Below are 13733 nucleotides of genomic sequence, written 5' to 3'. Positions count from 1 at the left end.
CCGGCCACCCGCGTGGACGGCCGGGCGCGCGGTGCTGCGGGTCTGGTCAGCCCGCCGTCACGTGGTCCAGCCGCGCGGTGAGCCAGTCCGCGGTGGCGGGGAGCCAGTCCGCGAGGGCGTTGCCGAGCAGGTGGTTGCCGTGCGGGACGAGCAGGAGCTCGGCCCGGGGAGCCCGGCGGGCCAGCGCCCCGGCGTTGGTGACACCGGGGATCCGGTCCTCGCCGCCCTCGACGACCAGCAGCGGACCGGTGATCTCCCGGGCCAGGGCGGTCAGGTCGACCCGGCCGACGAAGGCACGGGCCGCCTCCTCGCTCCCGCAGCGCTGGATCAGGGTGGCGACGACGAACGGCACCAGGGCCTCCCAGTCCAGCCGGTACGGGCCGCTGACGACCGCGGTGGCCCGGACCCGCGGCTCGCGGGCGGCGGTGACCGCGGCGTAGTAGCCGCCGAGGCTCAGCCCGACCACGCCGATGCGGTCGACGTCCACCCCCTCCCGGACGGCCACCGCGTCGATCACCCGGCCGACCACCCGGTGGTAGTCCGGCTCGGGGGCGCTGGTCGCGGCGAGGACGCCCTGACCGGGGCCGTCCAGGGCGAAGACGGCCGCGCCCCGCGCCAGCAGCGCCTCGGCGACCGCGTGGAACTCCTCCTTCCCGGAGTCCATCCCCGGGACGACGATCACCAGCGGGCGCCGACCGGCCCCGACCGGACGACGCAGCCAGCCCGCGAAGGACTCGCCCTCGACCCGCTCGGCCGCCGGGTCGAGGTGGGCCAGCGCGGCGCGCATCGCCTCGTCCGCCTCGTCGGCGACGCGGGCGGCGCCGGCCCGGTCGGGGTGCGGGAGCAGACCGGCGCAGTGGAACCACCGGGCGGCCGTTCGGTAGGCCTCGCCGGCCGAGAGCGACCGGCCCTCGGCGGCGGCGCGGTCGGCGGCGGCCCGGTGGCGCCGGCCGGCGGCCCGGAACGCCTCGGGCCACTCACGCGTGGAGCGCAGCGCGGCGGTGACCCGGGTGTACTCGTGCGGGTCCAGCCCGGCGCCGGTGGCCCGCGGGCGGTTCTCCTCGACGAAGGCCGGCAGCAGGCCTGGGTGGTCGAGGAAGGAGAGGTCGGGCGCGTCGGTCATCGGAGATCACACTCATCTCAGGTCAGGAGGTGGGAAGTTACGTCAGGGCCCCGAACGGCAGAGCGCCGAACGGCAGGGGCGCCCCGGAACAGGGCGCTGCACGTCAGGACAGCGTGAGCACGGCCTTGCCGCGGATCCGCCGCTCCCTCAGGTCGGTGAGCACGGCGGCGGTCTGCGCCCAGGGCGCGATCCGGCCGAGCTCCGGGGTCAGCCGCCCCTCCCCCACCAGGCGGACCAGGGTGGCAAGGTCCTCGCCGTCGGCCACGTCGGAGTCCGCGTAGTGGAAGTGCCGCAGCGTGGCGGACTCCGGCCCGGCGAAGAAGTCGAAGAAGTCCAGCGTCACCGGCGTCCGGGAGGCCTGGCCGAACCAGATCAGCGTGCCGCGCCGGGCCAGCCGGGCGAGCGCCGACGGCAGGTCGGCGCCGCCCGTCGACTCCAGCACCAGGTCGTACGGGCCGCGCGCCGCGCCGACCTCGTGGACCACCTCCGCCGCACCCAGCTCCACCAGCCGCCGCCCGCGCTCCGCCGAGGCGGTGACGGCGGTCAGCTCCGCGCCCGCCGCCGAGGCCAGCTCGGTGACGTAGTGGCCGACGCCCCCGGACGCACCGGTGAGCAGCACCCGGCGGCCGGCCAGCGCGCCGGCGGTGCGCAGCAGGCGCAGCGCGGTGAGCCCGGCCAGCGGGAGGGCGGCGGCCCGGACGGCGTCCAGTCCGTCGGGGATCTCGGCGAGCGAGCCGGTGGGCACGCACACGTACTCGGCCCAGCCGCCGGCCGGCGGGTGGCCGACGACCCGGCGGCAGACGGCCGGGCCGGAGCCGTCGGCGGCGGCCTGCACGACCAGGCCGGCGATGTCCTTGCCGGGCCGCCAGCCGGGCCTCGGGGTCTCCAGCTGGAACGTCTCGCCGCGGTTCACCGCGAACGCCTCGACCTTCACCAGGGCCTCGCCCGGACCCGGCCGCGGCTGCTCCACCTCCGCGAACGCCACCGTCGCGTCCGCCCGTCCGGTCGGTGTCAGCGCCTTCATGGTCCTCGGCCCTCCCTCTCCCCTCGCCGGCCGGTCCGGCCGAGGCGGTGGCACCAGCAGACCCCGGCCGCGCGGACCCGGTCCAACAACCGCCTCACCGGGCCCGACAACCAGCCGTTGTCGGGCCACCCGGCCACCGCCCCGGCGGGCGGCACCCCGGCAGCGGCACCCGGGCAGCGGCGGCCGGGGCGGTGGCCGGCCTTCGAGGGCATCGCCGGCCGGGCTCCGGCACCTGGGGCTCGTCCAGGTCCCGTCCGGTCGATCTCGGCGGGCGGACAGGGCCTAGGGTGGGCGGCCATGGATCTCGATCTCGCCCAGGTCCGCGCCTTCGCGACGGCGGCCGAGGAGCTGCACTTCGGACGCGCCGCCGCGCGGCTGGCGATCAGCCAGCAGGCCCTGTCCAAGCGGGTCGCCCGGCTGGAGGCGGCGCTCGGCGCCCGCCTCCTCGACCGCGACCCGCGCGGGGTCGGGCTCACCGGGGCCGGGCACCGGTTCCTGGAGCCCGCCCGACGGCTGCTCGCCCAGGGCGACCTCGCCGTGGCCGCGGTGGCCGGCGCCCGGCGCCCGCTGCGCGTCGACGTCTGGGGGCACCTGTACGCGCCGATGCGGACGCTCGCCCGGGCCGTCGAGGGGGTGCCCGGGCTGGAGGTGGAGCCCGTCCCCGGGCGGGACCTCCCGTCGGTGGCGGCGGCCCTGCAGCGCGGCGAGTCGGACGCCGGCTTCGGCCGGGTGCACCCGCTGCCGGACGGCCGGGACGCAGGGCTGGCGCACCGGCTGGTCCGGTTGGAACCGGTGGACGCGCTGCTGAGCACCGACCACCCGCTGGCGGGCCGCGACGTCCTGCGCCCGGGCGACCTGCGCGGCAGCGTGCTGCACTACCCGGCCGCGGTGGACCGGCTGGACTTCCTGACCCGGTTCGCCGACCGCTTCGGCATCGAGGAGCGGGCCGGCTCGACCAATCTCGGCCTGGAGCGCTTCGCCGAGCGGATCCGCACCGATCCGGCCTGCTTCTCGCTGCTCCCCGCCGACTGCCCGCTCCCCGACCTGCCGGGCGGCCCCGGCAGCCCCGGCATCCGGACCGTCCCGCTGGCCGACCCCACCCCGCTCTACGCCTGGTCGCTGCTCTGGCGCGACACCGACGAGCCGCCGCACCGGCTGGATCCGCTGCTCGGAGCGTTCACCGGGGCGGCCCGGCGCAGCCGCTGGCTGGAGTACGACCCGGCCCGCGACTGGCTGCCCGGCCCGGACGAGGCGGCCCTGGACGGCTGACGCCACCGGCCCGGCGCCGACCGGAACGAAGCCTCCCCGGACGGCCGCCGGCCGGGCGGGACCCCTGTACCCGCCCGACCGGCCCACCAGGACCGGGCGCCGCCGCACGCCGCCGCCCGTCAGTTCATCCAGTCCTTGTCGGTGGCGAGCACGCTGCCGTCCTGCCCGAGGAGCGTGATGGACTTCGCGCTGCCGCCCGCCTTCTTCGCCACCCCGAACCACCGGACCGGGGAGTCGCCGACGGCGACCGGTACCGGCTCGGTGGTGCTGCCGTCGTCCCAGGTGACGACCACCCGGGCGACGTCCAGGGCGACGGCGGCCAGCAGCACCGGCGAGGCGTGCATCTCACCGCCCTTGAAGCCGAGCAGCGTGCCCTCCAGACCGGCGTCGCGGCCGGTCGACAGCGGGCTCGGCGCACCCGGTACGGCACTGTCGTGCACCGAGTCGTCGACCTGCCGCCGGCCGTCCACCGTGAGGTAGAGGTTCACCAGGTCCCGGCCGGCCCGCCAGGAGCGGAGCACGTCGGCCTCCACGGGCTCCGGCAGCTGCGGGATGGCGGCGTGCCGCTCCGCCCACATCAGCTCGGCCTGCCGGAGGGCCTGCTCCTTGGTCCCGGCGGGCCAGAGCGCGGCCCAGGCCTTCCACTCCTTGCCGTCGGCGGTGCCCTTCCCGACCACCACCCGGACGGGGGTGAACGGGTCCCGCCCGGCGGCCGTGGGCGTCGCCGTCGCCGCGGCGGTCGCGCTCACGGACGCGCCGGTCGCCGCGGCGGCCGGCAGCACCGCGGCGACGGCCGGGGCCCCCGCCGTGCCCCGGCCGATCCCGCCCAGCGCCGTACCGCCGCCGACCACCGCCGCCAGCAGCACCAGGGCGGCCCCGGCCGTCGAGAGCCGGCGCCGCCGCAGCCGCCGCCGGCCGCCCGTGACCAGCAGCTCGTACGGCGCCGGCCGGAGGTCGGCCGCCTCGGCCAGCTCGGTCAGCCCCCGTACGGCCGCCGCCTCGTCCTCGCTCAGGTCCTGTCCGTCCCGCATGCTCATCCCCTGCCTCCGATCGTCGTCATCCCACGCAGTGAGGTGGCCGCCCGCAGCTTGGCCAGGCCCTTCGCGGACTGGCTCTTCACCGTCCCGACCGAGCAGCCCATCGCCGCCGCGACCTGCGTCTCGCTGAGGTCCTCCCAGTACCGGAGCACCACGGCCTGCCGCTGCCTGGGCGGCAGCGCGCCGAGGGCGGTCAGCAGGGCGGCCCGCTCGGCCAGCCGCTCGAACCCGTCCTGGCCCTCCGGCCCGGCCCGCTCGGGCACGGCGGTGACCAGTTGCTCCGGCGGCCTGCGCCGGAACCGCCGGGCGTGCTCGTTGACCAGGATCCGGCGCACGTAGGCGTGCGGGTCGTCCGCTCCGCGGACCCTGCCCCAGGCGACGTACGCCCGTTCCAGGGCCTGCTGGACGAGGTCCTCCGCCGCGTACGCGTCCCCGGCCAGCAGGTACGCCGTCCTCAGCAGGCGCGTCCACGCCACGGCGATGAACGCGCGGAACTCCTCGTCCCGCTCGGTCTTCTGCGCTCCCATGAGCACCCCCTCACCCACCAGAGCCCGCCACCGTCCCCGACCGTTGCCCCGGACCCCGCGGTTGCCCGCACGCCGCCCCGGACGGGGTTCGCACATCCCCGGCGGCGGCTGTGACACTGGAGGAGCTCGAAAACCGAGGTGCGCGCCACCGCATCTCCTTGCGAACCTAGAGGGATGCCCGCAGTGAGTTCTCCCGCAGTCCAGTCCGCCGACGCGTCCACCGACGGCGGCGGCCCCGGTATCGGCGAGCTCGCCGCCCGCCTGCCCGAACTGACCCTGCGCGACCAGGTGCGGATCGGGCGCCGGCTGGAGGGCGCCCGGCGGGTCCGCAAGCCCGAGGCCCGGCAGAAGGTCGCCGCCGAGATCGCCGGCGACATCGAGCGCGCCGAGCTGCTGGTCGCGCGGCGCCGGGCCGCCGTCCCCGAGATCGGCTATCCCGCCGAGCTGCCGGTCAGCCAGAAGAAGGACGAGATCCTCGCCGCCATCCGCGACCACCAGGTGGTGATCGTGGCGGGCGAGACCGGCTCCGGCAAGACCACCCAGATCCCGAAGATCTGTCTGGAGCTGGGCCGCGGGGTCCGCGGCCTGGTCGGGCACACCCAGCCCCGCCGGATCGCCGCCCGCACGGTGGCCGAGCGCGTGGCGGAGGAGTTGCGCACGCCGCTCGGCGAGGCGGTCGGCTGGAAGGTCCGGTTCACCGACCAGGTCGGCCCGGACACCCTGGTCAAGCTGATGACCGACGGCATCCTGCTCGCGGAGATCCAGACCGACCGCGAGCTGCGCCAGTACGACACCCTGATCATCGACGAGGCGCACGAGCGCAGCCTCAACATCGACTTCATCCTCGGGTACATCAAGCAGCTGCTGCCCCGCCGCCCGGACCTCAAGGTCGTCATCACCTCGGCGACCATCGACCCGGAGCGCTTCGCCCACCACTTCGGCGACGCCCCGATCGTCGAGGTGTCCGGCCGCACCTACCCGGTCGAGGTCCGCTACCGGCCGATCGTCGACGACGACGCCGACGTGGACGGCGACAACGGCCCCAGCGACGCCGACCGGGACCGCGACCAGATCCAGGCGATCTGCGAGGCCGCCGAGGAGCTCCAGGCCGAGGGCCCCGGCGACATCCTGGTCTTCCTCTCCGGCGAGCGCGAGATCCGCGACACCGCCGACGCCCTCGACAAGCTGAAGCTGAAGTTCACCGAAGTCCTCCCGCTCTACGCCCGGCTGAGCTCGGCCGAGCAGCACAAGGTCTTCCAGCGCTCCGGCTCCCGCCGGATCGTCCTGGCGACCAACGTCGCCGAGACCAGCCTCACCGTCCCGGGCATCAAGTACGTGATCGACCCGGGCACCGCCCGCATCTCCCGCTACAGCCACCGCACCAAGGTGCAGCGGCTGCCGATCGAGGCGATCAGCCAGGCCAGCGCCAACCAGCGCAAGGGCCGCTGCGGCCGCACCTCGGACGGCATCTGCATCCGGCTGTACTCGGAGGAGGACTTCCTCTCCCGCCCCGAGTTCACCGACGCCGAGATCCTGCGCACCAACCTGGCCTCGGTCATCCTCCAGATGACCGCCGCCGGCCTCGGCGACATCGCCGCCTTCCCGTTCCTGGACCCGCCGGACTCCCGCAACATCAAGGACGGCGTCAACCTCCTCCACGAACTCGGCGCACTGGACCCCGAGGAGAAGGACGTCCGCAAGCGCCTCACCCCGCTCGGCCGCCAGCTGGCCCAGCTCCCGGTGGACCCGCGGATGGCCCGGATGGTCCTGGAGGCCGACAAGAACGGCTGCGTCCGCGACGTCATGGTGATCGCCGCCGCGCTCTCCATCCAGGACCCGCGCGAGCGCCCCACCGAGAAGCGCCAGGCCGCCGACGACCGGCACCGCCGCTTCCAGTCCGAGACCTCCGACTTCCTCTCCTACCTCGCCATGTGGCGCTACGTCCGGGAGCAGCAGAAGGAGCTCTCCTCCTCGGCCTTCCGCCGGATGTGCAAGGCCGAGTTCCTCAACTACCTGCGGATACGGGAGTGGCAGGACATCTACACCCAGCTCCGTACGGTCGCCAAGCAGCTCGGTGTCACCATCGAGGAGCCGCACCCCGACGCCGAGCCGGACGCCGACCGGATCCACCAGTCGCTGCTGGCGGGCCTGCTCTCGCACATCGGCCTCTTCGACGTCGAGAAGCGCGAGTACGGCGGCGCCCGCGGTGCCCGGTTCGCGGTCTTCCCCGGTTCCGGCCTGTTCAAGAAGCCGCCGCGCTGGGTGATGTCCGCCGAGCTGGTCGAGACCTCCCGGCTCTGGGCGCGGATCAACGCGAAGATCGAGCCCGAGTGGGTGGAGCCGCTGGCCGGCCACCTGATCAAGCGCAGCTACAGCGAGCCGCACTGGGAGAAGAAGGCCGGCGCGGTGCTGGCGTACGAGAAGGTGACCCTCTACGGGATGCCGGTCGTCGCCCAGCGCAAGGTCAACTACGGCCGGATCGACGCGGAGCTCTGCCGCGAGCTGTTCATCCGCAACGCGCTGGTCGAGGGCGACTGGGAGACCCACCACCGGTTCTTCGCCGAGAACCGCAAGCTGCTCAGCGAGGTCGAGGAGCTGGAGAACCGGGCCCGTCGCCGGGACATCATGGTCGACGACCAGACCCTGTTCGACTTCTACGACAGCCGGCTGCCGGACGACATCGTCTCCACCCGGCACTTCGACTCCTGGTGGAAGAAGACCCGGCACGACCAGCCGGACCTGCTCAACTTCGAGAAGTCGATGCTGATCAACGACTCGGCGGACGGCGTCACCGAAGCGGACTACCCGGACTACTGGCAGCAGGGCAAGCTCCGCTTCAAGCTGACCTACCAGTTCGAACCGGGCAGCGACGCGGACGGCGTGACCGTCCACATCCCGCTCCCGGTGCTCAACCAGGTCACCGCCGAGGGCTTCGACTGGCAGATCCCCGGCCTGCGCGAGGAGCTGGTCACCGCCTACATCCGGGCGCTGCCCAAGGCGATCCGCCGCAACTTCGTCCCGGCCCCGGACTTCGCCAAGGCCGCCCTGCGCCAGGTGAAGGACCGCCAGGAGCCCCTGCTGCCCACCCTGGAGCACATCCTCAAGCGGATGACGGCGATCACCGTCCCGCCGGAGGCCTGGGACGACGAGCGGGTACCGGACCACCTCCGGGTGACCTTCCGGGTGGTCGACGGGCGCAAGAAGCTCGCCGAGTCCAAGGACCTGGAGGACCTGCGGCTGCAGCTGAAGCCCAAGCTCAAGGAGACGCTCTCCTCCGCCGCCTCGGGCCAGGGCATCGAGCAGTCCGGACTGACCGCCTGGCCGGCCTCGCTGCCGGTGCTCCAGCGCACCTTCGAGCAGCGCTCGCGCGGCCACTCGCTGCGCGCCTACCCGGCGCTGGTGGACGAGCGGGACGCGGTCGGGATCAAGCTCTTCGACACCCCGCAGGCGCAGACCCAGGCGATGTGGGAGGGCACCCGGCGGCTGCTGATGCTGACCACCACCTCGCCCGCCAAGTCGATCCAGGGCCGGCTGGGCAACCAGGCGAAGCTCGCGCTCTCGTACAACCCGCACGGCTCGGTCCCGGCCCTGTTCGAGGACGTGGTGGCCTGCGCCACCGATCGGCTGATGGCCTCGGCCGGCGGGCCGGCCTGGGACGAGGCGGCCTTCGACAAGCTGCACGACAAGGTCCGGGCCGACCTCTACGACCTCTCGGCGGACACCACCCTGAAGACGGCCACCGCGCTGATCGCCTTCCACAAGGCGTCGACCCGGCTGAAGGCGGTGAGCAGCCCGGTGCTGCTGACGGCGGTGAACGACATCCGGCTGCACCTGGCGTCGCTGGTGTACCCGGGCTTCGTGACCGAGACCGGCTGGCGGCGGCTGCCGGACCTCAAGCGCTACCTGCTGGCGGTGGACCGCCGGCTGGAGGCGCTGCCCAACCACCCGCAGCGGGACGCCCAGCAGCTGCTGAAGGTGCAGCAGGTGCAGCAGGAGTACGGGGAGCTGCTGGCGGCCGTGCCGGCCGGGCAGCAGCCCTCCCCGGAGGTGCTGGCGATCCGCTGGATGATCGAGGAGCTGCGGGTCAGCTTCTTCGCCCAGTCACTGGGTACGCCGACCCCCGTCTCCGAGAAGCGGATCACGAAGGCGATGGAGGCCGCCAGGGCCACGCTCTGAGCTGGGCGGGGCCCTCAGGAGCCAGTTCGACCTGGGGGCCCACCATGGGTTAGAGTCTGTCTTGTTCGCAGCGCAGCAAGCGGGTGAACAAGATAGGAACACTCTGGTCCTGTGGAGCAGTTGGTTAGCTCGCCACCCTGTCAAGGTGGAGGTCGCGGGTTCAAGTCCCGTCAGGATCGCCGTAGCCGAGAGGCCCGGAACCGTCTGGTTCCGGGCCTCTCGCTTTTGTCGGGCCACCCGCTACCCCTGGCTAGGTCTAGACCACAAGTCACGATCCGTGTGATCGTCGTCACTTATCTTTTCCCGAGATCGGGCATGGGGCACCCCTCCCCAGGGGGCGCTAATTTAATATGTAAAATTGCACAGCTATGAACTGTATATCCCCCCCGCCCCAGGAGTCTCGAATCGTTATCCGGAGTTCAACATTCCGGACGCCCGGCATGATCTCCGGGAGTGCGTGCGGGCATGCAAAGGGGCCGCTTACCGGACCCGGCGGAGTCCGGTAAGCGGCCCCTTTGAAAGAGCCTTCGGCCTATCAGGCCTCGGTTCGCTGGGCGGGAATACCGGCCAGCAGGGCGCGCACCTCCGCCTCGCGGTAACGACGGTGCCCGCCAAGCGTGCGAATGGACGTCAGCTTGCCTGCCTTGGCCCAGCGGGTAACCGTCTTCGGGTCCACGCGGAACATGGTGGCGACCTCTGCCGGCGTCAGCAGGGGTTCAGCATCAGGGGTACGAGCGGTCATGAGCGGCCTCCTCGGGAGAACCGAACCAGGGCGGTTCTATCCTTCAAATTCTGCACCTTGGCCCGCGATGCCCGAAATGGCATAGACGGGCCGAGTCGGTTATAGGACGAACGGCTTGTCCTGGTGTCTACAACTACACCATCCGTCCAGCCCTATCGACCAAACCGCCAAAATTGACCCCTCACGGGTTCAAGGCCGACGGATGGCGATGGACTACCCCATAACGGGCAGTCACCTTATAGTGACATCCGGTTACGGAGGGACCAGACCCTCCGTTTTCCCGCAAAGCACGCATCGACTCCAGAACCACCCAAAAGTGGGCACGCTCACGTGAAGTTGGGCTGGTTGTCCCATTTTTGCACATAGGGGTAAGTTCGCGTCAACGGTGAGTAGTGTCACGTTCGACAGCTATTGACCCGAACCAGGACCTTGGTCATACGGCTCGGGCCGTAGGACTCTTACAGTCTTACAAGTACCACCGACACCCCGCCCGGCCAGCGCTGACGCCCCATCGGCCGGCCCGCGACAGCCCCTCCGGGCACCTCCCCGCGGGCCGGACCGACCCCTCCCGCGGGCTCAGTTCGCGTACCGCAGCGCCAGCACCCGCCGCCAGCGCACCGTCAGCTCCTCGTACGCCCGCAGCGCCTCCGCCGCCTCGCCGGCCCGCAGCGCGCGCAGACCGTCCTCCAGCTCCCCCGCCGAACGGTCCGCCAGCAGCTCCGCCGGCCCCAGCAGGTGCACCAGCCCCCCGTAGTCCAACTCCACCAGCGAACGCGGGTGGAACTCCTCCAGCCACCGCCCCACCAGTTCCGCCCCGCGCGCCAGGTCCCCCTCCGGCACGGCCTCGCGCAGCGCCCGGTAGGCCCGGGCCACCCGGCGGCGCGCCTGCGCCATCGGCGTCAGGTAGAACAGCGCCGCCTGCTCCCCCTTCCCCTCCTTGCCGAGCCCCCCGGCCGCGGCACCGACGGCATCGGCCGCACCCGCGTCCGCGTCCGGGACCGCCGCGTCGCCGGCCTCCCCCGCCGGCACGAAGCAGCGGTCCTCCTCCCCGAACGGCAGGAACCAGCGCACCGGCACCTCCCACCGGCTGGTCACGATCCACGGCCGGGCGTCCGGGTGCTCGGCCCGCCAGCGCTCCCGGTCCGCCTCCGCGGCCGCCCGGGTGGCCGGCGGCAGCGCGGTGTCCAGCAGCGCCACCGGCGCCGCCGCCCGCAGTTCGTCCAGCGCCTGCCAGGTGCGCAGCCTGGTCGCCCACGGACAGACGTACAGCACCCCGTCCACCGACCGGACGAAGGCCCGCTCGCTCTCCCGTTCCGGCAGCGCCCGGGGCGTGCGGCCGACCAGCTCCGCCAGCGCCGCCCGCTGCTCCTCCAGCGCCGCCGCGGCCACCGGTCGGCCCGCCTCCGCGGCGTCCGGCCCGTGCGCCGCGGCATAGGCCTGCCAGCGCGCCCGCTCGGGCTCCGGGAAGGCGGCCAGCGGCTCGTAGACCCGCAGGTGGGCGGCGTAGGGCGGCAGTACGGAGGTGCGCACGACGGTCACGTTCTGCATCGTCGCACGCACCGGCCCCCGCTCGGGAGGGCTTCGGCCAGGAGCCGTTCGGGAACGCACCGCGGCCGCCCCCGTCTCACCACGCGGACAAGCTGCGCAAGCTCGTACAAGAGGGCAGATCGAGGACGCCCGCGCGACTACGCTTCGCCTTAGGCGCCCGCACCACAGCAGCGGGCCTCGGATACTGGAGTCACCACAGTGACCGACGTACAGACCGCATCCGCCGCGTACCCCGCACCCGGAGTGCTCAGCAGGATCTTCCGTACCGAACAGGACGGCGCCGCCCCCGGCGACGGCCACGAGCAGGTCGTCCTCTGCCACGACCGCAGCTCCGGCCTCAAGGCGATCATCGCCATCCACTCCACCGCACTGGGCCCGGCCCTCGGTGGCACCCGCTTCTTCCCGTACGCCTCCGAGGAGGCGGCCCTGGAGGACGCGCTGAACCTGTCCCGCGGGATGTCGTACAAGAACGCGCTGGCCGGGCTCGACCTCGGCGGCGGCAAGGCCGTCATCATCGGCGACCCGAACAAGGATAAGAACGAGGCGATGCTGCGGGCCTACGGCCGCTTCGTCGAGTCCCTGCGCGGGCGCTACATCACCGCCTGCGACGTCGGCACCTACGTTCAGGACATGGACGTCATCGCCCGCGAGACCGAGTTCGTGACCGGCCGCTCGCCCGAGAACGGCGGCGCCGGCGACTCCTCCATCCTGACCGCCTTCGGCGTCTTCCAGGGCATGCGCGCCAGCGCCCAGGCCCGCTGGGGCCAGCCGACCCTGCGCGGCAAGCGGGTCGGCGTGGCCGGCGTCGGCAAGGTCGGCCACTACCTGGTCGGCCACCTGGTCGCGGACGGCGCCACCGTCGTCATCACCGACGTCTCCGAGGCCGCCGTGAACCGCGTGCGCGCCGCCCACCCGGAGGTCGAGGTGGTGGCCGACAGCGCCGCCCTGCTGCAGAGCAAGCTGGACGTCTACGCCCCCTGTGCCCTCGGCGGCGCCCTCACCGACGCCACCGTGGGCACGCTCGGCGAGTTCGGCACCTCCGTCGTCTGCGGCGCGGCCAACAACCAGCTCGCCCACCCCGGTGTCGAGAAGGACCTCGCCGACCGCGGCATCCTCTACGCACCGGACTACCTGGTGAACTCCGGCGGCGTGATCCAGGTCGCCGACGAGATCGAGGGCTTCAACTTCGAGCGGGCCAAGAACAAGGCCACCCGGATCTTCGACACCACCCTGGAGATCTTCACCCGGGCGGCCGCCGACGGCGTCCCGCCGGCCGTCGCCGCCGACCGGCTCGCCGAGAAGCGGATGCGCGAGATCAGCGCGCTCCGCTCGGTGCTGCTGCCGGGCGCCCGCCGGGGCTGACCCCCGCGCGGCCGGGGCCGCCCGCCGGTGCGTCACGGGATCCGTGGGGACCGGGGGGCGGCCCCCTCCTTTCCGGCCCCGCCGGCGGGGCCGGGGCACACCTCCCGGCCCGCCGGCGGGGGCGGGGGCGGCTCGTCCCCCGCGCATCACAATGTGGAACCGGATTCTCACTTCTGCACCCGATCGGGTGATCCAACATCCCCCTTGGGGGGATAATCGATCCCGGAACAACGGACCTCAGCTACCTCCGGACAGCGTGCAAACTGCCGCAAAACCTCCCGTGACCTGGGAAGACCTGGTCTTGGGTGCGGCCGGTGCGCGCCACGTCACACCGACGACGTACCGTCCAGCGGCAGAAACAGGTACCGTTAATGCTCCAAGGGACGGTTCTCCCCATTCGGGCAGGCCGCTCTTGATCATGAACACGTGTCAGACTCGGGGCCGTGAGCCCCATCGTTGAGGGGGTCGACCCATGGGGCGCGGCCGGGCCAAGGCCAAGCAGACGAAGGTCGCCCGCGAGCTGAAGTACAACAGCGGCGGGTTCGACGCCAATCGTCTGTCCAACGAGCTGGGCGTATCGCCCTCTACCGCCTCGATCGAGCCTGAGCCGATCGAGGAAGAAGAGGACGACGACCCCTACGCGGAATACGCGGCTCGTTACGCCGACGACGACGAGGACGATGACAGCACGTCGGGTACCGGGCCCTCGCAGGCCCGCCGCCGCGCGTAGTCACAGTCTGGCCTGACCGGCCCGAGCGCCCAGAGCGCCGGGCCGGTTTTCGGCGTTCCCGCGGCGGGGTGCCACGTCTTCGACCGTCCGTACGCTCCCGGCTGCCCCGGCGCGCGTCGGCCGGTACCGCGAAGGGCCCCTCCGGCGATCGCCGGAGGGGCCCTTCCCAGGTGTCCGTGCGGCCTCGCGGCCGTG

At 73.1% G+C, this 13733-nt stretch carries 10 protein-coding genes and 1 tRNA gene; 5 read left to right on the top strand and 6 right to left on the bottom strand.

Annotation, left to right across the window (positions count from 1 at the left end):
• Positions 1-46 precede the first annotated feature (46 nt).
• Both ACFVYI_RS12545 and ACFVYI_RS12540 read right to left on the bottom strand, forming a co-directional pair.
• The gene (locus ACFVYI_RS12545; RefSeq protein WP_387884079.1) at positions 47-1123 is read right to left on the bottom strand and encodes an alpha/beta hydrolase family protein; all 1077 of its coding nucleotides are present in this window, start codon (positions 1121-1123) and stop codon (positions 47-49) included.
• Between the two features lie 103 nt (positions 1124-1226).
• On the bottom strand, positions 1227-2147 hold the full coding sequence (locus ACFVYI_RS12540) for a zinc-binding dehydrogenase (RefSeq protein WP_387884077.1): 921 nt from the start codon (positions 2145-2147) through the stop codon (positions 1227-1229).
• Positions 2148-2444: 297 nt separating this feature from the next.
• Between ACFVYI_RS12540 and ACFVYI_RS12535 the strand changes: the two genes are divergently transcribed.
• The gene (locus ACFVYI_RS12535) at positions 2445-3416 is read left to right on the top strand and encodes a LysR family transcriptional regulator (protein WP_387884074.1); all 972 of its coding nucleotides are present in this window, start codon (positions 2445-2447) and stop codon (positions 3414-3416) included.
• Positions 3417-3535: 119 nt separating this feature from the next.
• On the opposite strand, the gene ACFVYI_RS12530 is transcribed toward ACFVYI_RS12535, so the two are convergent.
• Positions 3536-4447, bottom strand: coding sequence for a hypothetical protein (locus tag ACFVYI_RS12530; RefSeq protein WP_387884071.1), 912 nt, complete (start codon positions 4445-4447; stop codon positions 3536-3538).
• Between the two features lie 2 nt (positions 4448-4449).
• Positions 4450-4980 (bottom strand): SigE family RNA polymerase sigma factor, encoded by a 531-nt coding sequence (locus ACFVYI_RS12525; protein WP_387884068.1) that lies wholly within the window; start codon positions 4978-4980, stop codon positions 4450-4452.
• 183 nt (positions 4981-5163) lie between these two features.
• On the opposite strand from ACFVYI_RS12525, the gene hrpA reads away from it, so the two are divergent.
• Both hrpA and ACFVYI_RS12515 read left to right on the top strand, forming a co-directional pair.
• Positions 5164-9156, top strand: a complete 3993-nt coding sequence (hrpA, locus tag ACFVYI_RS12520; protein WP_387884065.1) for an ATP-dependent RNA helicase HrpA — start codon at positions 5164-5166, stop codon at positions 9154-9156.
• Positions 9157-9261: 105 nt separating this feature from the next.
• Positions 9262-9335, top strand: a tRNA-Asp gene (locus ACFVYI_RS12515).
• A 356-nt stretch (positions 9336-9691) separates the two neighbouring features.
• On the opposite strand, the gene bldC is transcribed toward ACFVYI_RS12515, so the two are convergent.
• Both bldC and ACFVYI_RS12505 read right to left on the bottom strand, forming a co-directional pair.
• Positions 9692-9898 carry a developmental transcriptional regulator BldC gene (bldC, locus tag ACFVYI_RS12510; RefSeq protein ID WP_014137253.1) on the bottom strand — a complete coding sequence of 69 codons (207 nt, stop codon included), beginning with the start codon at positions 9896-9898 and terminating at the stop codon, positions 9692-9694.
• A 576-nt stretch (positions 9899-10474) separates the two neighbouring features.
• Positions 10475-11437, bottom strand: coding sequence for a hypothetical protein (locus tag ACFVYI_RS12505; protein WP_387884062.1), 963 nt, complete (start codon positions 11435-11437; stop codon positions 10475-10477).
• Positions 11438-11644: 207 nt separating this feature from the next.
• Here ACFVYI_RS12505 and ACFVYI_RS12500 point away from each other — a divergent pair, with 207 nt between their 5' ends.
• Together ACFVYI_RS12500 and ACFVYI_RS12495 are read left to right on the top strand one after the other, a co-directional pair.
• Positions 11645-12808, top strand: a complete 1164-nt coding sequence (locus ACFVYI_RS12500; protein ID WP_387884059.1) for a Glu/Leu/Phe/Val dehydrogenase dimerization domain-containing protein — start codon at positions 11645-11647, stop codon at positions 12806-12808.
• Between the two features lie 472 nt (positions 12809-13280).
• Positions 13281-13538, top strand: a complete 258-nt coding sequence (locus tag ACFVYI_RS12495; RefSeq protein WP_329489015.1) for a DUF3073 domain-containing protein — start codon at positions 13281-13283, stop codon at positions 13536-13538.
• Positions 13539-13733 lie beyond the last annotated feature (195 nt).

Origin of the sequence: Kitasatospora sp. NPDC058218, from assembly GCF_042882445.1 — a bacterium.
In the GTDB taxonomy this organism is placed as follows: domain Bacteria; phylum Actinomycetota; class Actinomycetes; order Streptomycetales; family Streptomycetaceae; genus Kitasatospora.
This window is presented reverse-complemented; position numbering and strand designations above follow the sequence as displayed.